The 23711-nt window shown below is 53.6% G+C and carries 16 protein-coding genes; 14 read left to right on the top strand and 2 right to left on the bottom strand.

The window, feature by feature from the left end:
• Nucleotides 1–10: 10 nt before the first annotated feature.
• Complete coding sequence (locus tag F557_RS0107575; protein WP_019001637.1) at nucleotides 11–460, bottom strand: hypothetical protein; 450 nt, start codon at nucleotides 458–460, stop codon at nucleotides 11–13.
• Between the two features lie 413 nt (nucleotides 461–873).
• Between F557_RS0107575 and F557_RS0107585 the strand changes: the two genes are divergently transcribed.
• The 14 genes from F557_RS0107585 (at nucleotide 874) to F557_RS0107655 (ending at nucleotide 22997) form a co-directional block, all read left to right on the top strand.
• Nucleotides 874–2763, top strand: a complete 1890-nt coding sequence (locus F557_RS0107585; protein ID WP_019001639.1) for an ICP22 family protein — start codon at nucleotides 874–876, stop codon at nucleotides 2761–2763.
• 2 nt (nucleotides 2764–2765) lie between these two features.
• Nucleotides 2766–5843: a virulence factor SrfB gene (locus F557_RS0107590; protein ID WP_019001640.1), complete on the top strand. Its 3078-nt coding sequence runs from the start codon at nucleotides 2766–2768 to the stop codon at nucleotides 5841–5843.
• 2 nt (nucleotides 5844–5845) lie between these two features.
• Nucleotides 5846–8563, top strand: coding sequence for a virulence factor SrfC family protein (locus F557_RS0107595; protein WP_019001641.1), 2718 nt, complete (start codon nucleotides 5846–5848; stop codon nucleotides 8561–8563).
• On the top strand, nucleotides 8556–9353 hold the full coding sequence (locus tag F557_RS0107600) for a hypothetical protein (protein ID WP_019001642.1): 798 nt from the start codon (nucleotides 8556–8558) through the stop codon (nucleotides 9351–9353). The genes F557_RS0107595 and F557_RS0107600 overlap by 8 nt, the downstream gene beginning before the upstream one ends.
• A gap of 10 nt (nucleotides 9354–9363) precedes the next feature.
• Nucleotides 9364–10890: a hypothetical protein gene (locus F557_RS0107605; RefSeq protein ID WP_026297812.1), complete on the top strand. Its 1527-nt coding sequence runs from the start codon at nucleotides 9364–9366 to the stop codon at nucleotides 10888–10890.
• 86 nt (nucleotides 10891–10976) lie between these two features.
• Entirely contained in the window at nucleotides 10977–12533 is a 1557-nt protein-coding gene (locus F557_RS0107610; RefSeq protein ID WP_019001644.1) for a hypothetical protein, read from the top strand.
• On the top strand, nucleotides 12530–14251 hold the full coding sequence (locus F557_RS0107615; RefSeq protein WP_019001645.1) for a hypothetical protein: 1722 nt from the start codon (nucleotides 12530–12532) through the stop codon (nucleotides 14249–14251). Before F557_RS0107610 ends, F557_RS0107615 begins: the two co-directional genes overlap by 4 nt.
• Nucleotides 14244–15137 carry an OmpA/MotB family protein gene (locus tag F557_RS0107620; protein ID WP_019001646.1) on the top strand — a complete coding sequence of 298 codons (894 nt, stop codon included), beginning with the start codon at nucleotides 14244–14246 and terminating at the stop codon, nucleotides 15135–15137. The genes F557_RS0107615 and F557_RS0107620 overlap by 8 nt, the downstream gene beginning before the upstream one ends.
• Complete coding sequence (locus tag F557_RS0107625) at nucleotides 15134–15727, top strand: hypothetical protein (RefSeq protein ID WP_019001647.1); 594 nt, start codon at nucleotides 15134–15136, stop codon at nucleotides 15725–15727. Before F557_RS0107620 ends, F557_RS0107625 begins: the two co-directional genes overlap by 4 nt.
• A 9-nt stretch (nucleotides 15728–15736) precedes the next feature.
• Nucleotides 15737–16543, top strand: a complete 807-nt coding sequence (locus F557_RS0107630; protein ID WP_019001648.1) for a hypothetical protein — start codon at nucleotides 15737–15739, stop codon at nucleotides 16541–16543.
• 226 nt (nucleotides 16544–16769) lie between these two features.
• Nucleotides 16770–19280, top strand: coding sequence for an endopeptidase La (lon, locus tag F557_RS21140; protein ID WP_019001649.1), 2511 nt, complete (start codon nucleotides 16770–16772; stop codon nucleotides 19278–19280).
• A 716-nt stretch (nucleotides 19281–19996) separates the two neighbouring features.
• Nucleotides 19997–20305, top strand: a complete 309-nt coding sequence (locus tag F557_RS0107645) for an HU family DNA-binding protein (protein WP_019001651.1) — start codon at nucleotides 19997–19999, stop codon at nucleotides 20303–20305.
• 339 nt (nucleotides 20306–20644) lie between these two features.
• The gene (locus tag F557_RS0107650; RefSeq protein WP_019001652.1) at nucleotides 20645–22618 is read left to right on the top strand and encodes a SurA N-terminal domain-containing protein; all 1974 of its coding nucleotides are present in this window, start codon (nucleotides 20645–20647) and stop codon (nucleotides 22616–22618) included.
• A gap of 169 nt (nucleotides 22619–22787) precedes the next feature.
• A complete protein-coding gene (locus tag F557_RS0107655) occupies nucleotides 22788–22997 on the top strand; it encodes a hypothetical protein (protein WP_157617785.1) in 210 nt (69 codons plus the stop codon).
• A 401-nt stretch (nucleotides 22998–23398) separates the two neighbouring features.
• On the opposite strand, the gene F557_RS22665 is transcribed toward F557_RS0107655, so the two are convergent.
• The coding region (locus F557_RS22665) for a hypothetical protein (protein WP_169335176.1) at nucleotides 23399–23711 on the bottom strand (313 nt) is incomplete at its 5' end.

Genomic DNA, 23711 nt, shown 5'->3' on the forward strand with positions numbered 1-23711 from the left:
GGGGATGGCCTTACCGGTATTCCCGGGAAAACGCGAAGTCCGGACCGTTTCCGCACTGCCTTGCCGTAACTTTGGTATAGACCAGTTTGCGGCCGTACTTTTGGCGATGCCCGTAAATCCTGAGCTCCGTAATACAGATTATACCCTCCGTTCCGTCGGAATAGCTGGCGGCAGCCTGGCATTCTCCTTGATACTGTGTCTCGGAGCTTTTTCTGCTTTCCCGGCAGTTCATATTGTCGATGCCGGTGATACGGAGCGGCGATCCGTTCTGCGACAGGTTTTCGTTGACCAGTTCTTCCACCCGGTGGCCGAGGCCGGTTTCAGTCGCGTTAAAGACCTCCATGCCTGTGTTCACCACGATTCCCAGAGAGAAAATGATGAAAGCGGCGTACATGAGGATGACTGGTTCCCCCCATAGCCCCCGCCAGCCTGGCTTTTTTCTGTTCCTGCTGTATCTCATTCTGGTGTTTATCCTGCTATCTTAAGGATAAGGATTGTTAAGGGCGGCGTAATGCATAAAACATTTTCTCCGGAGTTCGTTTTCCGGGGCCGGTTCCTGCTTTAGGGGGATTCTAGCAGAAATGCGCGTTTCCGGCATGATGTGATGTGACCTGGAGGTATCTCGCAGGAGAGAGGCTTATGAGTGAACCGGCAGCTTTTTAGGTGCCGCAGGGCGCTGCGAACTGAAATCCCGGAACCGGAATAGTTTTCTCCGGCGGATAATTTTTAGCAGATTCAATAATTATCATACCGGTCCGGCGCTTTTCTTGACTATTCGGAAATCCTCTTTATTATGATTTCTGAGAGATGATTTTTAACACGCCGGCCCTGACAGCGCCGGCAGTATAAGGGCGCAGTGCCGGAGCTCTTTTTATGGACAGCAGCGATGTAAATTTTCTTAGAAGGTACGAAAAAAGCAGATATCTCAGTGTCGGAGAACAGGGACACAGCGTCAGAAAGATTCAGTCTCAGCTTCTCAAAGGGATTTGCGATACTCTTCTTGTATCTGAACCGGACAGTGTGAAGCTTCACTTCAGGCAGCTCTTTGCCGTTCAGAACGAGAATGCCGACTATATCAGCGTTTTCATACCTGAGGCTGTTCCTGATATCAAATCTGTAATGTGTCTGTCCGAGCTTCCGCCAGACAGACAGGATGAGGTGAAACGGCAGGTGGCCTATGATTTTTCATATCTTGCTGCCAGAGCCCGGAAGCTTATTGCCACCCGTCCCAAGCCGGACAAAATGATCTTCCTGCGTTTTTTTTACAATTCCGATTTTGCCGGAGGGCTGGGAGCCTTTCTGCACCTTCCTGACTCCGATGACTGTATTTTTATTGTAAACGGCCGGATTCCGGTAGTGGCCCTTTACGGCTACAGAATCAATCCCTACCGCAGAATCGGCGGCGGCAGTGCGGAAGTGGCGGACGGCGTTCCGGAGGCAGAGACTGATCAGGACTGGCGGTTTCATCACCCTCTGGACAGCTTTGTGCCGGATAATGGCGAGGACGGCGGGTACCGTTCCCTGAATTATGACTGGAGCGATCGGGTTACCGCGGAACATCTGATATCAGAAAACACCGTCCCGGGAAGCCGCTTTCCGGATCCCGCGGCGGACGCTCCGGAAAACGGCAGTGGGGGCGAAGTCCTGGCTGCTGCGGTTCCGGTATCCGAGTACGCTCCGGCCCCGGAGACTGCGGGAACGGCGGAATCTGACAGCTATGCTCCCGGAGAAAACAGCTTTCACGGGGTGCCGGATGCTGTACCGGAGTCCGGCAGTGACCATCCTGCCACCGGGGAGACCGGAAACAGCAATGGCGGAGAGGAAAGCTCCGTCCCAGGTTCTGATAAAACTGTCATCCCTCCCTTTGTCAAATGGCTGACGGTTTTTGTACTGGCGTGTCTGCTGATTCTTCTCCTTACGGTTATGCTGTGGTACGTTTCCCATCCCGGGAAGCCGCTTTATGAGATGCTTCCCTGGTACCGGGAGGCCCCGGTTCTGAACGGGAAACCCGGTTCCCGGGATCCGGAGACTCCGGCAGTTCTGCCGGGAGAGGCGGAAGGAGTTCCGATCCCGGTAACGCCTGAGACAGGTAGTGCTACGGGACATTATACCGGAGACGCCGTTATTGCTCCGGATTCCCCGGATACCGGTAATAGCGAGGCCCGGAACGGAGAGTCCTCCGGCACCGCGGAAGGCGGGAATTCCGCTCCCGGAAGCCAGGATCCTTCCCTCTACAATCCGGAATTCGATACCGGGAAGGGGGGAGCCGCACCGGGGGGTGATGACGATTCTCTGGAACCTAATGCCGGGAACACCGGTATTTCCGGAGATACTGGCGGCACTCCTGCAGATCCCGACAGCGCAGGCAGCTCACCGGGGACCGGGGAATTCCGGGAGAACCTTGGCGGTTCCGGATCAGGAAGCCTTACTGAAGAACCGGGCGGTACGGAAAATCCCGGAAGCTACCTTAAGATTTCCTACCGGGATCTCGGACCTCTGGAGGAGGGCGGCAGAAGAGTGGCCTATACCGTTACCGATGAGAATAACAGCGTGCGCTGCTCGCTCCGGGGCCGTTTTTCCAGAATTGATAACGGCCGGGTGTTTTTTATTGACGAGAACATCAAAATCGGGAACGGGTGCGATCTGTCCTCCTTTCCGAAGGAGATGCTCTGCTATGACAGCGACGGTTCTTTCTGCCGGGCGATTCCCAGAAATAACGGCCAGAAGGGGTTTGTTCAGTATGTTAAATTATCCAAGGAATAGTCATGATACCTGAAATTCCAAAGTTTTCTGAAAATGACAGACTGGTTTTGTTCCAGAATACCGGGGTGCAGTTTCTGGATCTTGATCTGGATTTTTCTGACACGGATGCCCGGGATCGTCTGGAAACCTTTCAGTTTTCCCCGGAGATGCATCTGCTCCGGGCAGTCCGGGAGCTTTCCGGAGATGAGGTAATAAGCTCCCAGGATCGCGGCCGGCTTCTGGATCTGGTTACCCGGGCTTCCCTGCCTCCGGGAAATTTCGAGAAAATTCATCTGGAGGATGTTCTGAATGCTTTTGCGGGCCGCTGGGTGCCGCTTCCGTATTTTCTGGACAATTCCAGCGCTCCCTTAAACTGGTGCCGGGGCTATATAAAGCAGATCGCTGTAAACAGATACCGTCTGGTGCTGGCCTTTGATACCGCCACCAGCAGCGGAGATCAGTCCGGAAAGGGTTCCGAGAAGCATTATCTCAGTGATTCCGTGGTGTCAAGCGGCCTTTCCTACAGTCTGTGCGACCGGTTTGACCGGATTCTGGGCTTCCTGGAGGAAGGCTTTATGAAATCTCTTCTCGAAAAATACTGGAAGGATTTCATGAAGAGAAGCGAGAAGTCCCCCTCCAGGATTCAGACGGGTCTGACCTCCGGGATCTGGAAAGGGTTCTACCAGGCACTGCTGTTTGTGCTCCTGGACAGATCGGTCACCGGACGGCCTTTACCCCACGGAAAGAACCTTACCGGCTGCCCGCCCGTGGTGGTCAGACCCTTCTCCCGAAACGGAGAGGAGCCCATCGAGGTTACCATGGTGCTGGATATCGGAAATTCCCGGGTCTGCGGTCTTTTGCTGGAGGGACGGGACAGTCTCAAAAGCTCCTATTCCCTGGAGCTCCGGGATCTCTCCAGTCCCGAGCAGGTTTACCGCAATGCCTTTTCCAGCAGTGTGGAGTTTGCCAGTCCGTCGTTTTCACTGAAGTTTCCGGAGCTCGGATATCAGAATTTCGAATGGAATTCCCTGGTGCGTACCGGGAATGAGGCCATGCATCTTTCCTGGCTGCTCTCCGGAAACGAATCCCGTTCCGGCATGTCCAGCCCCAAAAGATACCTCTGGGATGAGGATCGTGCCAGATATGCCTGGATCTTCAATCCCCATACGGATACCGACAATAAGCCGAACCTTCTGGAATCACGCATAGCCTCGCTGGTGAACGGTGCCGGGGTGCCGCTCTACCGCGAGCCGGATTCCTATCCTGCCATGGAATCCGGTTTCAGCAGAAGCTCTCTTATGATGCTCCTTCTGATGGAAATCATCGCGCAGGCCGAGCAGCAGATAAACGGCATTGCCTCCCGGTGGAACGGCAAGCAGCGTGATACTCCGCGCATGCTCCGTAATATCATACTTACCGTGCCCCCCGGAATGCCTCTTGAGGAGGTGGCGATTTTCCGGAGACATCTGGAGGATGCCGTGGCAGTGTTCTGGCGGGCCATGAAGTGGGATCTGTCCGATCCCATGACACGGCCGGATTTTTCCTCCCAGTCTGTCTGGCCGCCGTATCCGGAGTGCGAGATCAAGTGGGACGAAGCTTTTTCCAGTCAGGCGGTATATCTTTACAACGAGGTTACCAGCAAGTACTCCGGGCACTGGGAGGATTTCTGGCGGGTCAACAGTCTTGAGGCCGTAAGAAATCCCGACTCCCCGGAAAAGAAAATTACCATCGCCACTGTGGACATTGGCGGCGGTACCACGGATTTTGTCATTAACGACTACCGTTACGGCGAGGGCGGCGGCATTATCCCCGGCCAGCGCTTTCATGAAAGCTTCAAGGTGGCCGGAGACGATCTCCTTCTGGATATCATTCAGACCTATGTTATTCCCTCCGTCCGGGCTTATCTGACGGGGCGGCTGGGTTTTTCCGAAAGCTTTGCCGAGGATTATATATTCGAGAAGCTGGGTTCGGAGCCCCATGATAATTCCGTGCAGCACTCCACCAGCAGGAAGCAGCTCACCCTGCAGGTACTCTGCCCCGTGGCGGTGGCCATTATTAACTCCTATCAGGATTTCGGCACCGAAAAGTACCGGGATCTGGACGGGCGAACCTTCGGGCAGATTCTGAAGGATTCCGGCCGGGATCTCGGAAGCGACGAGACATTTGCCAGGGTTGAGGCGTTTTTTTCCGATGAGCTCAGGAGAAAAAAGGACTCCCGGAGCATCTCTCTTCTGGATGTGGTGCTTAACATGGATATCCGGCTCCTTCATGAGCGTCTGGCTACCTGCAGCTCCCGCTATGATATCTGCAGCAAGGCGATTTCGTTTATTGCAGAGGTGATAAACCAGTATCGCTGCGATATCGTGCTTCTTTCGGGACATCCTTCCACCCTGCCCGGAATTGTTTCTGCTTTCAGAAACAAGGTGGATCTGACACCGTCACGTATTGTGCAGATGTCCTCCCTGCGGGTGGGAGACTGGTATCCCTTTGCTTCCGGCGGCCGGATCCGGGATCCCAAGACGGCGGTGGCCGTGGGAGCGATGATCGCCTATCTCAGCGAAATCTCCCAGGTAGAGAATTTTTATCTTAAGGTGGGATCCTGCAGACTGCGTTCCAATATCCGCTATATCGGCGCCCTGGATACCGGCGGCCGGATTCTGAATTCCTCGCTGTTCTATTCCGGAGTGGATTTGGAGGAGAACAGCTCCTACAAGTTCGAGAATTCCTTCCGGGTGAGCGGCAGAATGACCATCGGATCAAGGCCGGTAAAAATTGAGCGCTGGCCGGCAACGCCGCTTTACAAGCTGACCCTGGATGAGAAGCTTTCCCGCAGTATTGCCAATATCAGCGAGTCCTACATCGAGCTCTGTCTGGATCGGGCCGAGAGCACTTCCGAGGATTCCGGGCGCTATCAGCAGGACCGGCTGGTTCTTAAGGATGTTACCCGGGTCAGAGGCTGCTCCGGCAGCACCCGGGACAGCATTGAGGTGATTACTGAAGGGGAGAATGCCAATGTGTTCCTGAAGCTCTGCACCCTTCCGGACAGCAAGCTGGGTGAGAACGATTACTGGCTGGATAACGGCGTGGTTTGCAGGAGATAGCTATGAGCACAGAAGAATTGTCAGACCTGTCCCGGCTCTGGGAAAGAGCAGAGCAGAATTCTCAGAAGGCCATTAAATGGATTAATGATGCCTCGCGGGTCAGTCCGGCCGTTAAATCCGGACAGAACCGGCATCTGGCCTCGCTTTATGATGCTATCTACCAGGCCTCGGTAATGCGGCGCACGGCCCGCAACAAACCGGGAATCGGCCTTTTCGGGGAGTCGCAGGCGGGAAAATCCTATTTGGTTTCTGCCATGGCCTCCAATGGCGAGCACCGGCTGATAACCAGACTGGGCCAGGAAAGCTATGATTTTGTCCAGAAAATAAATCCCCAGGGCAGCGGCAAGGAATCCACCGGTCTGGTGACCCGCTTTTCCATGTATTCCGACAGAGACGAGGATGCGGATCCCGAATATCCGGTACGGCTGACTTTTATTGCGGAGTGCGAAATCGTCAAAATCCTGGTGAATTCCTACTATTCGGATTTTATTGACACTGCCACGGGGATTTCCGAAATCAGACAGCTGAGCAGACAGGTTACCGAAAAGCTTTCCCGGCTCCCGGCGGAGCGGGGCGTCCGGAGTATTCCCGAAAATGAAATCACCTCGCTGGAGAAGTACATCGAATCCCGCTACGGCGTTCTTAACGGTTCTCTGGGAGAGGCCTTCTGGACCCTGGGGCGGGAGAGGGTAATCCGTTTTGGAGTGGCGGATCGGGCGGAATATTACTCGGTGCTCTGGGGCGGCAATGAGCGGTTCCGGGAGCTTTTTCTCAGACTGGCCGGAACGCTGGAGCGCCTGGATCACCTGGAAACGGTCAGTGCTCCCATAAAGGCGGTGGTCGTGTCCCGGGATTCTGTATCCCTGATAAATGTCGATGCCCTGAAAAAGCTGGAGTCTTCCGATGATACCGAATGCTATGTGAAGACCAGGAACGGGGTTAAGCCCATCCGGATGAGCGAGCTTGCGGCACTTACGGCTGAAATCCGCATTCCGGTGGAGAATCCGAAATTCGACATTATTAAAAACAATGATGTGCTGGATTTTCCGGGGTACCGGGGCCGCCTGGATCGGGAGCTCGGTGCTCTCAATTCTCCCGGAGAACGGGAAATTATGTCGGATGCCTTTCTGCGCGGCAAGGTGGCGTATCTTTTTGAGAAGTATACCGAAAACTATGATCTCAATGCCCTGATTCTGTGCACGGCTGCGGACAGTCAGATTAATTCCCCCAGAATTGCGGATGTTATTTCCCGGTGGATAAATCAGACCCAGGGCAGTGACAGCACCGCCAGAAGCAGTCATCACTGCGGACTTTTCTGGGCTCTTACCAAATTTGACAAGCGCATTTGCGAGGATCTGGACAAGGAAAACCGGGTGTATGGCAGGGGCGGCCTGCTGCAGCAGACGGTGCTTGAAAAATTCGGACAGTGCGAATGGCTCAGAAACTGGGACGGTTCCGAGGACTCCCCGCATCCCTTCAGCAACATCTTTCTGGTGCGGAAGCCCGGACTTGACTGTTCCTTCATTGATAAGTCGGACACCAATGAGCTGGGGATTCGCCAGGGATACCAGGAACGTCTCGATCGCATGAAGCAGGAGCTCTGCCGGGACAGCGACATCAGAACCTATGTCAATAAGCCGGAGGAGGCCTGGGAGGCGGTGCTTAAGGTCAACGACGGCGGGCTGGACAATCTGGTTAAAAGCATTCACAGCATTGATATCCGCACTATCAAAAAGGAAGCGATCCGGAATGCGCTGGAGCTTCTGCTCCGGGATCGGCTGATTCCGCTGTTTCAGCAGTGGAACGTGGTCAGCTCCTCCCAGGACGAACGACAGGCTGTCAAGAAAAAGACCTTCAGTACGGTGGTCTATGCCGAGATTGCCAAAAAACGAGAGCTTCTGGCCCGGCAGTTCGGTGATTTTGTAAATGTGTTCAATATGCCGCTTTCCGAAATCAAGAAGGCCTGGGACGATGTTCTGAACGAGATTCATTTCAGTCCTGCCGACGAGGAGCCTGAGGCTGGCGGGAACGCTGTATCTCCCGGACCTGCTGCCAGCGGAGATTCCCCGGAGGTGCCGGATTTCGATGACCTGGATTTTGAGTTTCTGGGAACTCCGGCCGAGTCCCGTGATTACGATGCGGGGGAAGAAAACGGAAGCTCCGCGGGGGCGGTACCGGCCGGTGCCGGCTCACTGGGCCTCCGGGACAGCGAAAAGCTTTATAACAAATGGGTGGACTGGATGCAGTCCCTGGCGCTGTCCCGGAGCTGGGATCGCCGTATGCTGCCTTTAAGCCATGATTTTGTGGCTGCCACGGCTCAGGAACTGGTGAATTTTGCAGAAAGAACGGACCTTCGGAAGGTGGTGATGGCCCAGGTGGACAGAATGAGCTCCCTGGACAGCGGTAACCGGGATACCGGGGCCAAGGTTCCGGAGGTGGTGAATCTGATTCTTTCGGACTTTATCTACACCCTTAACGGCACTGCAGTGCAGGAGCATCCTGCGGTGGACACCGTGCAGGATCTGGACGGCATTCTGGGAGAACAGGCGGACAAAAACCGCAAGCCGCGGCTGGTGGTCTGGGCCCAGGCGCTGTCCCGGGTTTTTGTGGAAAACGCCGGCTATCAGTCAAAATTCGGCTTTTCGGAAAAGCTGGAGGATCTCCTGAAGGATCTGGTGGCCGAGTATCGCAGCATCGAGAGCGGTATCCGGAATGGCTGAGGCGAAAAACAGGCGCTGCCGCCTGGGGCTGGCTTCTTCTGACGGCAGATTTCCGGCGGAGTTTTACGGGGTTTCTCCTGAAGGGCTGACATTTTCGTTAATGAGTCTGGGCGGGAGCTCCTATATTGGTCCGGGAGGGAACGTAAACCGGGGAGAGGAGTTTCGCTGGAAGATTCACTGCGACTATCCGGGACGGCCGCTCCAGGGGCGCTATGTCTTTGAGCTTTCCCGGGAGATGGTCTCTCTGGCCGCCTGCAGTCATAAAAGCTTTCAGCTGCGCATCTATGATGCCGGCGGGGTGCTTCTGGCGCTCCAGAAGCTGTCTCCGGCCGATCTGGATGTAAACCGCACGGAGACCTTCCCCGGGCCGGAGCGGGCTCAGGCCTTTATTACCGGGGACGGTTCCGGAAATATGTCCCGGAAGGACGTTCCTGAGGAGAGGCGGGAGCCGGAGGATTCCGGGAGTCTCCCGGAAGAGAGCGCTGCCGGTTCTGGGGAGGCTCAGCCGCAGGCTCCTGTTCCGGAGGTCTCTGACAAGGAGAGTATTCCGGGAGATGATCCTGCGGAGACTCTGCCCGGGGATCTGCCCTTGGAGATACCGGAAACGGTTTCCCCGGTACCGGTATCCCGGAAACGCTCTGAAACAGACTCCGGGGAGCGTTTTGTAAGGAGTTTCCGGACCGGAGGCTACCAGGAGTCCCGGGGCTGTTCGCTCCTGAGCTTCTATTATCTGGCAGTGCTGGCGGCAGTAACGGCGCTGGCAGTCGCTGTTGTGTTATCGCTTTTATAAAGTTTTTGTTATGTCTGTTTTTTCTGAATGGTTTAAAGCACAGTATCCGGATCTGTCAGGGATTTTTATCATGCCGCAGGATGATCTGGCCTGGGGGTTCTGCATTGCAATTGCGGTTCTTTTTGCATTGCTGCTGCTGTATCTTCCTTGCAGTGCCATCAGGATTTGGCTGATCGTGAATTTTATAAAGAAATCCCTGAGTGAAGCCTCCGGCGGGGATGACACCGTGGTCAGCCGCTGTCAGGAGTCTCAGAAGTTTTTTGAGGCTCTGGACGGACATGAGCGGCTTAAGCATCCGGGCCGGCTTTTTGAGAATATGCTTATCCGCTACCGCAAAAACGGCGAATGGTACTACTGCAACCGCGGCGAGGCCCGGGAGGTGTTTAACTGGCGCTATCTGGGAAGCGGTATACCGGTGAAGGGATTTGTGCCGTCTCTTCTGACAGGTCTTGGGGTTCTTGGTACCTTTATCGGCCTTCTGTACGGTCTTAATGATTCCGGGATTAGCGGCTGGATCACCGGTACCGGCGGGGAGCTTCCGGAGGAGGAGGTCAAGATCAGGCTGGGAGCGCTGCTGTCAGGAGCCGGAACTGCCTTTGTAACCTCGGTCTGGGGCATAGGGGCCAGCATTGTCGCCAATATCCTTATAACGCTGGTGCACCACACCGCAACTGGCTGGATCCATGATATCTGCCGTCAGCTGGATATGGCCTATCCTCCGAACGTATCCTCGGAAGCGGCACTGTCAGTTCTCAGTGAGGACAGCGGTGAGAGCGATAACCGGACGGTCCAGGGCTGCATCCGGGGCATGACCCGGGAAATCGTGGCGGCTCTCGACGGTATGTCGGACCGGATGACCAGAGAGCTTTCCCAGAAAATCACCATGTATATCCGGGATATGGATAACCGCACCACCGACGTGATTCTGAAAACCCTGGACAAGCTGGAGGATCGTCTTAACCGGGCGATCACCCTGCAGACCGATACCGTCAGGGCCGCCGGGGAGGAGTTTGTAAATTCTGCCAGAACCGCTACCGGCATTATTACCGCCCAGTACGAAAAAATCGGCAACAGTCTGGACAGCTACAGCCGGGACATCGCCGCCAACGTGGCCGACTGGCAGAGGACCTCCGGGAGCTTTGCCGCTCTCTGTTCCGAAATGGATATGAGTATCCGGACCGCTGTTTCCGGAAAGCAGAATGAGCTCCGGACTCTGGAGGACATGACAGCCACGCTGAGCGCTGCGGTAAATGAGCTTAATAACAGTGCGGCGGGCATGCGGCAGGGAATTTCTGCGGTATCGGATCTGGCCGCGCATTTTGATGAGCGGATACTCGTGCTCAGAAGGGCTACGGAGGAGCTGGAGCGCGGACTTCAGGGGATCAGAGGCTTTGAACCCCGGATTAATGAGTCTCTGGATGAAATGCTGGAAAAGAATGCCGGTTTTGTACGGCAGTGGTCCGAGGCCTACAACAAGACCATCCTTACCGGAATCCGGGAGCTCAGTAACGCCATAGAAAGCCTCCGGGAGGGGTGAGGCCGCTTCCGGAAAAACTTCCGGGAAGACTGAATCTGAAGGAACGGCCGCTTTTATGAAGGCGGCAGGAATGTGAGTCGGCGCTTATGAAGCAGAAGTTTAATTTTGATGTATTCACGAGAGATCTCTCTGCCATGTGGAGCGATTTCAACAGAAGCGTGCACCAGCTTACATTTTCAGAAGCAGCTCCCGTGGATGACTCGGAAATAGCCCGGATGTATGACGAGGCTACGGACAATCACCGCTATGAGGATTCCGGCAGAAAGTTCAATTATCGCGACTATATCAGAAAATCTCTTAAAAGCATTGATGTTACCGCTCCCGGCGGCAGCTATTCCTCCGGCTTTGCGGATCCCTCCCGGGATTTTGGAAGAATGTTTGTCAGCGACCCGGAGACGGCCCGGGACCGCAATCAGCGCTATGGCTTTCTGGCCGAAGTGGATTTCAAAAGGAAAAGCATCCTGTTTCTCCGCCGGGAGGCCCGGAATATCCTTAAAAAGGCCGAGGAGGGGACTCTTGCCGAGAGATCCTCCCGCAGCGTCCGGGAGCGGAATATGCTTCTCGGACGGCTTTTTATCAAGCTCTGCAATCTTGCCGAGGTGCGGAACGAGGTCTGGAAAAAAAACTTTATCAGCTATATTTTCGGGGAAAAAACCGGAGCGGTGTTTTTTACGCCCCTTATGAATCTCCGGTGGGAGGGACGGCCCCGGGAGATCCGTTCCTTTGATGAGGCCCGGGATTTTGCGGAGACTATTATGGCTCCGGAAAACACCGGTTTTCCGCTGTTTGATATCCGGGAAATCCATTCCGGATTCATGGAATGCCTGATTCTCAATGCCCTTACCGGACTGCTCCGCCCCATGACCTATGACCGTGCCGGTGCCGAGGGGCTTATCAGCGCCTGCCTGAGGCACTTCGGACGTCCCCGGAACCGCGAAGAGCTGATGGGGCTGGAAACGGAGTGGATGCGCAGCCTGGGGCTTGCAGGGATCTGTCTTTCAGACCTGTATTTTCTGTCCGAGATGGCTTCCGGCGATACCCCCCGGGCCGGAAAGCTGCAGTTTTATCAGGAATTTCGGAACTCCGGCCTGAAGCTTATCAGGATGATGCAGTATCCCTGGATTCGGGAACTGGAGTCTCCGGAGTTCCGCAGGTTCCGGGAATGCGCCGGCTTGTTTTACGGAGAGGCGGGCTTTCAGGATAAGGAGACCCGGGAAGGCCGGCTGGAACCGGGAGGAATGACGGTTTTCGGGAGAAATACGGCGGGCTTTTCAGACTGGCTTCTGGTACAGAGCTTTATTGATGCCGGGGGGCGCTACCTGGGAATTCCGGATACTCCGGAAAGCGGCCTTTCCGGGATCAGAACGGAGTGCGCCGGACTTGCGGTTGCGAACCCCGAACTCTGGCTCACCCCCCGGCTTCGCGTCCTTTTGGGCGAAATGCTGGGAATTCCCTGTCTTGGCAGAGTGCGTTTTTCAGAGGTCAACGCCTGTATCTTCAGAGAGGATGAGCGCTTCTTTCTGGTTTATTTTGCCCCCGCGGGGATTCCGGAGAGTTCCGGGGATGCAAGTGCGGCCGTCCATATCCGCTGTTTCCGGTCCCGGGAATATGCGCTGGAATATCTCTGGGGGCTTCAGCCATGATTAGGCCGCTCTGTTATGTGTTTTCCCGGCCTTTTTCCGCCGGAGAATACGGCCGGGGGGATCCGGAAACGCTTTTTGTAAGCCGGGAAGGGGAGCTTGAGGGGCTTTCTCCTGAAAACGGGGGAGGAATACCAGTTTTTGTGTGTCTCAGGGAGGAACCCGACAATCCCGTTTCCGCCTTCCGGAAGGTGCTGCACCTTGTCAGATCCGGAGCTCTTCTTGCTGATGCGGGGCTGTCGGGAGTGTGTTCAGACGTTACCCTGGCTTCTCTCGGGTACTGTGAGCTTCGGAAAAAGGCGGAGCTTGATCCCGGGTATCCGGCGTCTCCGGAGGGGCTTCGGGAAATGCTGGATCTTCTGAGCATTCTGCTGCAGGCTCTTTTTCTGGAAATTCCGGAGCTTTATGCCGACAGAACGGGGAAGCACTCCTCCCTGTGGAATCTGCCGGCGGTGCGGGATGCTGTTTCCGGAGTTCTCGGGAATTTTCGGGACAGTGTTCTCCGGGAGCTCTGCTGCGCTGTATCCGGAGAAAATTACTGGTTTCGTTCCTGGAGAATTCTGTTCAGCGGCGTGAATCCCCATCTTATTGCCGGCTGTAACGGCAGCATTCTTTCGGAAAATGCTTTAAAAAAATATTATCAGGATTTTTGCGAGCGCTGCATTTCCGGAGATCTCTATCTTCGGGCAAACAGCATTTTCAGCAGGATAAACTCCTGTCCCCGGGAGCGCTATCCGCTGCTTTTAAGATACTGGCTCAGCCGGGATGTTCAGTCCATGGTCACTGATTTCTGTGACCGGCTGGCGTTCTATCTTGGAGAGTTCCGGAGCTTCATTGACGCCAGCGGAGGTGTCGGAGGGATTGTGGCCGGACGGATTTTCCAGGAGATCAACAGTCACATAACCGAAGGTTTTTTCTGCGCTCACGGACTCTGCTATTATGCCTTTTTCAAGAAGGCGGTGATAGCGTATCCGGATATTAACGAGGCCGTGGATAATATTCTCCGGGAGCGCGAGAAATCGGGCAGTGTACTGGCAGGTATTTTTCCGCAGGAGCGTTTCCCTGATGCCCGGGCAGTTCTGGAAGAATACTTTTTCGGGGAGCAAACCCTGTTTGGCCGGAGTGCTGTCAGGGCTCTCGGGATGGACGTGATGCGCAGTCTGACCAGGCTTTTCCGGATCTCCTGCGATTATGACTGGCTTACGGATATTTCCGCTGCCGGAATTACCCGGGAAAATCTCCGGCTTAGGAAGCCGGATGCGGTTTACGAGGTAACCTCCGACCTTCCGGAGCTTTACGGAAGCTCTTTTCTGAAGCTTTATCAGGATCGGGGACGGAGTTCGTATCACTGTTTTATGGAGAAGCGGAATCAGTTTTCCGGCAGCAGCACCTCTGTTACCGGGATGTTCCGGATGCTGGCTGACTTCTATAGCGGAAAATCCCGCAGGGAATGCTATGCTTCCGGCGATTACCGGGTGCCTATGGCGGAGGTCTGGAAAACCGAAATCGGTTTTGATTCCCTGCGGCTTTATGTTCCCCGCCGTAACAGCGGGGATAATGATCCCGGCGGGAGCTCGGAGCGGATCGGAATTCTTTACGGCGGGATCTTCCCCGGCCGGGAGGCGGCGGTGCTTTCCGTGCTGGCCCAGGTGTTTCGGCTGACCAGCTTTAAGGTACTTAACAGAGACTTTTCCTCTGAAGCGGAGACAGGCAATGCTTAAACCGGATTACAGGGGCGCGGATGATTCCGGCCATGCTGACAGTGCAGATTATTCCGACGGCAAGAATTTCTGGATGTCCTACACGGATATCATGACGGCGCTCTTGTTTATTTTTATTATCATCATCTGTTCCGTGATGCTGCTTTCCATGTCTTCGTACCGGGACAAGAAGGAGCTTCTGGAGGAAAATTCCAGGCTCCGGGCCAGAAACGAGGAGCTTTATCTGGAAAAACGCAGTCTGGAGGCGCGGAACCATGATCTCAGTCAGGAGCTTTCCCGGTACAGCGAGGCGGACAACCGGCTGAGGTCGGTAATGCGGAGAATATACGAGAGACTTCTTGCGGAAGGTGTGATGGTGACTTTGGACGAGGCAAACAAAACCATTCACATCGACTCCAATCTCATGCAGTTCGAGTCCGCTAAATACGATATTCCGGAGCGGTATCGGGATACAGTGCGCCGGATCAGCACCGTACTTACGGAGGAGCTCAGATCTGCCAGGGTCAGGGGAGATATTGATACGGTCTTTATCGAGGGACATACGGACAAGAACTTTTATGACAACCGGGCTCTTCATGGCAACTGGGGACTTTCAGCCCTGCGGGCCATTTCCTTCTGGGAGGAGCTTCTGTCCAGCGGCAGGGACCTTGACAGCTACACCAACAGCGAGGGGAAAAGGCTGTTTTCTGTCAGCGGTTATGCGGAATCGCGTCCGGCACCGTGCTCCGTTGAGGGCCGGAAGTACCGGGAAACTGCAGAATCAGGGGCAGTCCCGGAAAGTTCCTGTCCGGGGCCGCTTCCTTCGGATACGGAATCCGACAACATGAACAGAAGAATCGATATCCGGTTTACGCCATACCATCGGGAGCTCAGGGCACGCAAATGAATGAAGAACAGGCTGTCTTTCCCGGCAACGGGCCGCTGGCCGTTCCATCAGAAACCGGTTCTCCGGGCAGTCAGACTCCGGCGGAGAGCGCCTCCCGGAGAGAGTTCCTGGAGTTCTGGGCGGGCTACGGCCGTTTTTATCGTCTCTATTCCTGCCGGGAGGACAAAGCGGCAAGACGGGAGCTGGAAAGTCTTTTCCGGCGCGGAGGAAATCTGCTCAGCGGGGGCGGTATCCGGCTCTCTCCTTCGCAGCGGGATGATGTTAAAAAATACCTCCGGCTGGCGCTGGACAGCTCATGCTTCGGGAGCGATCCCGTATTTCAGGAGGCGATCGGACGGCTTTGCGGTGCGGAGACGGATCTTTCAGGAGAGGAGGTGCTTTTTCAGAAAATCCGGGATTATGGCATTGCCGGGGAGGAGGCTGCGGGAGAAGGAATGGATTTCGTAAGCGATGCGGAGAGCATTGCCAGGGGGGTTCGTATAAGCCCGCGGAGGGCGGGGAGCGGCCTTAACCGCTATATTCTGAAGACCGGAATTCTGCTGATGATGCCGCTGGTGCTTCTGGCGGCGGTGCTTTTTGTTTTACTGTGACGGGGATACATGATTTTTCAGATTCTTAAAACCGGGGGCTGGGAGGAAATTCCCGAGGCACTTCTGGGACAGTACGATGACCGGATCTTCAGAAATCTGAAACAGCTCCGGAGCTTTTATGAAAAACTGCGAAAAGGGATTTCCGATACCCCTCTGTTTTATGAGCTTATCCGGAATGCGGATTCCTGCGGCCTCTCTCTTGATATGGAGAAATACAAAAGTCTGAACTTCTTCCGTTACTGGGCTGGCAATCATTACAGCCGCAAGTTTATGATCCGGAATTTTGGCTTCGGGGATCTTGCGGAGATTGGCGAACCGGATATCCTCCGCTATGTGTGCCGGAAATTTCCGCTCATTATAGACTGCCATTATCCTTCCGGGGCTGATGAAATCGGCTTTGCGGTGATATTCTGCTTTCCGGACTCCCGTTTATGCCTGCTGGATCCGCGCGAGGCTCCTCTGGCGATTCCCCGGTTTATCTATGATGATCTGGCAGGAATTGATTTTTTCTGCGATCTGGAAAGCTTTCAGGCTCCTGACAGACTCCGGCAGATGAAGAGCATTGATTTCGCTACGGAAAAAATTCTTCTGACTCAGCCGAATGCTACCGGAAAACTGCCGGATTTCAGACTGGCTATGGACAAGGGGATTAATGTCTACCGGATTTTTGATACCCGGGCCTCGGAAAACTACCTTAAGGCGGTAGCCGGGGCGAAACGGAGCAGCTTTTGCAGAAGGCACCGCCTCCTGCTGTTTTATGCGGCCGGAGCCGTGCTCCTTGTTCTCCTCAGGCTGATTGTGGCATATCAGAGGTAGTTTCCCTGCGGGAGGCGAATGACAGGGAGAGCCTGGGAGGCACTGGAGCTCCGGAGGCCGCGGCTCCCGGAGCGTGATTTCCCGGCACGTTTTTCACAAAATGGCGCCTTTGATATAGAATTATAGTGTTGCCAGGTTTTCTGTCTGAAATCGCGTTTATGTTTTTTCGGCCTTCGGTATCGGCCGGACAGCCCTCCCGGGGATGCTTCGGGGAGTAAGGTGTTTTATGAGTAACAGCAGACTGTTTTTGGTGCCCGAGAAGGGGGTTCTGTGTCCTTACACAGATCCGGTGTTTAAGCTGGATCCGTCGTTTAATGGTCTTATCAGTCATATTGCCGAGGGGGATTCCTTTCTGATGGTGATGAACCGTCCGGAGGGGCTGCACGCTTTTGAAAGCATTCCCCAGAATTCCTTCCGGGGGGTTATCGCCCAGGAATGTCTGCTGGTGAGAAAGGTTTGTCCGGATAATTTTGATCCCCTCCGGCAGTCTCCCACGCTGTTTGTCTCGGTAAAGGGCTTTGCCGTGGTGGACTGGGTTTCCACGGCGGCTGCCATCACTGAGCATGGCGGGCATTTTACCTCCTACTACTTCACTTCCGATTACCGGAGAATCGTCTATTCTGATGCCGCCGACGAACGGCTTCTGATTTCGCTGCACAATCAGCTGGTCATGATGGCGGAGTATTTTCGGAAATGCTTTATCCAGCCTCCGTATTTTCTGATGTCGGCTGAGCACAGCCGCAATATTCTCCGGCTGGTATTTGCGCTGCTTCTGGTAATGCAGCGGCAGGATCGGGAGCTTCTGGAAACGGGAGTGCCGAATCTGTTTCAGGAGGTTACCGGAAAGGAAATAGCGGAGCATTTTGCCGGAATGACCTCCTATAACGATCTGGTACAGGAGATTTCTGACAGAATTTATCCCCGTATTGAGCATTTTGCCATTAATATTGCCGGTCCGATCAGCCGTGATACCAGCCTGGATCCTGATGCCCTGCGGTTTGAAATGGATGCTATCCGGGATGAGCTTATGGATCTCCGGAGCTACATCAGGCACGGGCACGGTGACGGCGAGGATTCGCAGAAGAGCGGCTCTTCCGAGGATCTCGCGGTGGATGACATGCTGGATGACAAGGCGGAAATAGAACGGAAGCTTAATGATCCCCGCATGCCGAAGGAGGTGATCCGGAAATACCAGAAGGAGGCCAAAAGACTCAGACTGGCTTCCGGGGACCGTGCCGAATCGGCCATGGTGCGCAACTACATCAATAACCTCATGTCTCTGCCATGGATCGAGGAAACCGAGGTTAAGGATGATCTGGAATACGCGCGCAGGGTACTGGATGAAGATCATTACGGACTGGAAAAAGTCAAGGAGCGCATTCTGGAGTATCTGGCAGTACAGAAGCGGTCTGACAGACTGCATGCCCCCATTATATGCCTGGTGGGGCCTCCCGGCGTGGGAAAGACCTCTCTGGGCCGTTCTCTGGCACGGGCTACAGGAAGAAAGTATACCCGTCTGGCTCTGGGCGGCATTCATGACGAGGCCGATATCCGGGGCTTCAACCGTACCTATACCGGTTCTGATATGGGAAAAATCATGCGGGCTATGACCAAGATCGGAGTCAATAACCCGCTGTTTCTTTTAGACGAAATAGACAAGGTTTCCGGTATCAGCAACCACGGCGATCCCTCGGCCGCGCTTCTGGAGGTTCTGGATCCGGAACAGAACAATTCCTTCATGGATACCTATCTGGAGGTGGGGTTCGATCTCTCGAATGTAATGTTTGTCGCCACTGCCAACACCCTGGATATCCCGGCACCGCTTCTGGATCGCATGGAGATTATTCAGCTGGATGGCTATACCATGGAGGAGAAGTTTCAGCTGGCCCAGAAATTTCTGATTCCGCGGCAGTTTCAGTACAACGGGGTTTCCCGGGAGGAGGTGGTGATTACCGACAATGCGCTCCGGGAGCTTATTACCAGCCATACCAGAGAGGCCGGAGTCAGAAATCTGGATCGTCTTATTTCCCGGCTTTTGCAGAAGGCTGTGAAGGAAATCCGTCTTTCCAGCAGGAAGATTTCCAGAATCCGCATAGACTGCCGGAAGCTTTTGTCCTATCTCGGCCCCGGAGAGCCGCCGCTTAAAAACGAGCATCGGGACATTGTGGGCACAGTGAACGGGCTGGCCTATACCCCCTTTGGCGGCGATGTGCTGTCGATTGAGGCTGAGGCTATGCCGGGGCAGGGCCGGGAGGTGTTCACCGGCAAGCTGGGCGATGTCATGAAGGAGTCTATTGCCGCCGCCATTACCGTGGTAAGAGTGCTGTCATCGCGTCTCGGAGTACCGGATGATTTTTTCAGGAAGCATGATCTTCATATCCACTTTCCCGCCGGAGCGGTTCCCAAGGACGGGCCCAGTGCCGGTGTCAGCATTGCCACCGCCATTGTCAGCATTGTTACCGGAATTCCGGTACGGGGAGATATTGCCATGACCGGCGAAATCTCCCTTCATGGCAAGGTGCTGCCCATCGGAGGGCTTAGGGCAAAGCTCAGTGCTGCCAGAAGGGAAGGAATTCGTGACATTCTCATTCCGGATGAAAATGTGAAGGATCTGGAGGAGGTGCCGGCAGCGATCAGAAAGGATCTTAATATTATGCCGGTGAAGAACATCGAAGAGGTTCTTGCCCGGGCTTTCCGCTGCGACGTTCTGAAAAACCTGGGGGCACCTTCCTCCTGACCGGACGGTGTTTTTACCGTGCGCTTCCGGAAGACCGTTCCACTGCCCAGATTTCTTTTTATGGCCGGAACGGTTTTTTTACGCCCGTGCCCCGGAAATGAGAGGAGCGAAATCTCAATGGGGCAGGTGTCTTTCTGTACGTCCGGGATTTGCAGAATCGGCTGCCGGGGGTACCGGGGAGGTGAAAGGCATCTTCTGTCCGGAATGCCGGAGCAGTTTTTTTGTGCTATCCGGCCGTTTTTCAGCTGACAGAAAGGCCCCTGTCTGTGCCGGAAGGTAATTGTCTGTTACCGGAATAATTCCGTTTTTCTGGCGGAGAATCCCGCAGCCGGAGGCAGTAATCCTGCTTCTCAAAGTGCCGGGAGCCGGCGTTCCTTTGCGGAATTGCAGTACTATGTGAGTTTTTATGAACAACGGGGAGCTTTTTTGTCTGAAAATCCCTGCTGTTCGGAGAATGTGATACAAAAAAATGGCCTGTTCCGGGCGCTGAGAGGCTGAAAATCGAAGGACAAATCATGTCGCGCAACGCAAAATCAGGGGGGAGAAGCATTAAATTAGTGATCTCGTACGAAAAATCATTGATTTTATCTGTTTTTAACAATGATAAAAGGCATAATTTTGTTTGAACAAAGACGAGAAGCTTTTCATGCACCGCGTGGGAGTTTTAAAGTCTGGGATAACAATCTATTTCACAAAGTGAGTGAAACGAGGACCTTATGACAAAGAGTCAATTAATTGAAAAGATGGCCGAGATTGGCGGCTTAACCAAGAAGGATGCCGAGAACGCTCTTTCTTCTCTTTTGCAGGCTGTTCAGGAGTCTCTTGCCGCCGGTGAGAATGTCGTCCTGGTTGGTTTTGGTACTTTTGAAGTTCATGACCGCAAGGCTCGCGAGGGGCACAACCCCCGTACCGGCGAGAAGGTTCAGATCCCTGCTTGCAAAGTTCCTGTATTCCGTGCCGGCAAGCTCCTGAAGGAAGCTGTTAACAAGCCTAAGAAGAAAAAGTCTGCCAAGAAATCCTCTTAATGCGGCAGGCAGTGGCTTGTTACCGGACACTGTGATTTTGATTAAAGCAATGTGGCGCACGCGAGTGCGCCTTTTCGTTTTCCGGCAGCTATGAAAATCGGGGCCGGCACAGAGATTTGGTGCTAACAGGGCGCGTTTAGTGTACAATGCACGGATGTGTTGCAGGTTCCGGTGTTTTTGAGGCGGGAAACGTTTTCCTGGTGAAGCGTTCCTGACGTTATTCACGGAGTCTGAGGTAAAATCCCGGGAGAGGAAAATTCGTGGGCTTTTGCCATGCTGCAGGGAGCGGATCCCCGGCGGCGAAGCAGATTGAAGTTTTATGGTCGGAGTAAGAGTTTAATGTTTACAGACAAGCTCCGCGAAGGGTCAACAGGGCCTGTCGCAAAGTTTTTATTCATTATTATCATGGTATCGTTTGCCATTGCCGGTGTTGGCACCTACCTTGCACCGAAGATTGATCTTAACCCGGCAAAGGTTAACGGAAGGTCCATCAGCAGCGGTGAACTGGAGCAGCAGTTCCGGCTGGAGAAGAACAGACTGGAAAGACAACTGGGAAATTCATTCCGGGAGCAGGCACGGGATCCGGCCTTCAATGCCGCACTCAGAAAGCAGACCCTGGAAAGAATGATCACCGATCAGGTGGTTTCCGACCATATCTATAATTCCGGTGTGGTGGTTTCCGATGATCTGGTAAAGACCAAAATCCGCGAGATGCCGGAATTTCAGGTAAACGGCAAGTTTAGCGATGCCCAGTTCAAGAAGGTGCTGAGTCTGGCCGGATATCCTTCCCCGCTGTTCTTTTCGGAAGCTCTGAAGGGCGATATTGCCAAGGAGATCTATCTGAAAACTGCGTTCGACAGCGGCTTTGCTCTTCCGGATGACGTGGCGGTGATTGCCAGAATCCAGACTCAGGAGAGAACCTTCAGGAAGATCGACATGGCTCTGGATTCCTACAAGAAGAATCAGACCGCTTCCGATGCCGAGATCAAAGCCTACTATGAGGCGCACAGCAAGGATTTTCTTTTGCCGGAAAAGGTCAAGGTATCCTACATTTACATTACTTCCGGTGATTTTGTAAAAGATGTGAAATATACCGACGAGGATCTTAAGAAGTTCTTCAACCTCCATGCCGAGCTTTATACCATCCCGGAGAAGCGTACCGTTTCGCATATCCTGATTACCGGAGAGGATGCCGAGGAAAAAATTGCCGCTGTGGCCGAGGAGCTTAAAAACGGTGCCTCCTTCGAGGAGCTTGCCAGGAAGTATTCCGAGGATCCGGTGAGCAAGGATAAGGGCGGCCGTCTGCCGGCTTTTGCTCAGGGGGTAATGGATTCCTCCTTTGAAAAGGCTGCCTTTGCTCTGGAGAACAAGGGTGATGTTTCCGAACCTGTAAATACTCAGTTCGGCTGGCATCTTATCCGTCTTGACGGTATCGAGCCGGGGCACGGTGCGGAGTTTGAGCAGGTCAGAAATGACGTCATCGAGCAGTACACCAAGGTGCAAAGCCGGGAACTCTATATGGACAAGAAGCAGATTATTGCCGATACCAGCTTTGAGAATCCTGATTCTCTGGATGCTGCCATGCTGGCCGCCAATGCCGCCCGGGAGGAAGGCGGAGAGATGTCCAAATCCGTGCAGATTAAAACCAGCGATTTCGTTTCCAGCGGAGATCGGGATGCCGTTTTCCCTCTTAATCAGCCAGAAGTGCAGCGGGTGATGTTCCAGAACGAGATTCGGGACGGTTCGGTGAACTCTGACGTGGTTGAGCTTGGCGACAATGCCATGGTGGTGCTGCATGTGGAAGGCTACAAGGAGCCGGTGCCCAAGCCTCTTAATGATGTCATGAATGAGGTTCGCGATGCAGTTATCGCCGCCAAGGCTGAAGAGGCTTCCGGAAGCACACTGAAGGCGGTTACAGAAAGTCTGGCAAAGAGCGAATCTGTGGAGAAGTTTGTCCGGGATGGTCTTATTGTGCTGTCCGAGCCGGTTACCATCAGTCGCATTAAAGCCGGCGATGTAAATTCTGAAGTGGTCAGAAATCTTTTTGCCATGCCGGTTCCCGAGAAGGGCAATGTGACCTACAAGTCGTTTACCGGTGCAGCCGGAAGTTATATTCTGGTGCTTACCGATGTGGTGAATCCTGTGCTTCCGGAGGATTCTGCCCGGGACAGCTTCCTTAACAATCAGATATATAACTTCCGCTATGGCGAGGACAATCAGATTGTTATTGATTCCTCCCGCGCTGAATCCGATATTGAATACAATCAGAACCGGGAATTCCTGAAGAGTCAGGAGGATCTGAATAACGGCTGATAACGGAATTCTTTCATAGGTCAGAAATCTCCGAGAGGGCGCACCTTTCGGGGATTTTTTTGTTTCAGGTGGTGTGGCTTTTCCAGGAAAGCTGTCGCATTTTTTCTGATAGCCCGTATGTACCGGTATGTGCGTAACGGAGGACTGCATTTATGCTTTCAGGGGCAGAGTGAACGCATTATCTTGTAACCTGGGCATGCCTGCAGCAGAAGCCGGGCAGCGGTTTTTTAGTAATTATTCATCACAGCAGAATGAAAAGGTTCTTCGTCATGCCAAATACGAACTCACTGCGTTCGCAATTGACGTGGACGCTCTAGCGGTTGCTTTTTCCGTGTTAATGCTAGCAGTGCTTAAGCAAAATGTTTCAAAACCTGGCTAAATGGTTTGTTTTTGGCAGGCTCCTGTCATCCGGGAAAATTCGTTAAACTAATCCCTTTTCAGATACTTATTTCTGATAGCACTGGAAAAAAGTCTGACATTCCGAAACCGCTCTGACTTCCTATCATGCAGATGAGGCAGATCCCTGCTTTTTCTTATAGAAAAGACCCATGAACCCAGTATATGGTTGCGGGCGTAAACCGCATAGTCAGCGTGTAGTTGCTTTCTCATTCTTATCCTTATTTTATTCATGCATAGCTGATTCTTGCTTCTTAAAAATCTGATTTATGATAGCTTGTTATATAAGGAGTTTTCTGGTGTTTGGTACATAATTGTATTAGCAAATTAAGCTTTGTCTAAAAAATGCTAATAATTCAATTTACATTTGTCTATTTTGTTCAATTAACATTTGGATGTTATTTGAGAGATGTACCTATCGAATGACAGAGAGGGATCTTTGTCCAGGGCTTTTATGAGAATCAGGTACTTCAGCCAGTAATTCCCAAGCTGAATGGTGGAACTGCTGAGTATCTGGCTGAAGTTTTGAGCAAGCCAGTTTTCTCCCCAGAATGTGATGCATTGATCTGCAAGTGTCGGAGAAGTTATAAAAACACCGTTGTTCCTGCGGTATGCTTTTACATCTGAGATGCCTGCATTTTTTGCCAGCCTGGATATTATGTCGCGCCATCTGTCTCTTCCCGCTATTCTGCGGTTT

The sequence above is a fragment of the Succinimonas amylolytica DSM 2873 genome, from assembly GCF_000378405.1.
GTDB classification, from domain to species: domain Bacteria; phylum Pseudomonadota; class Gammaproteobacteria; order Enterobacterales; family Succinivibrionaceae; genus Succinimonas; species Succinimonas amylolytica.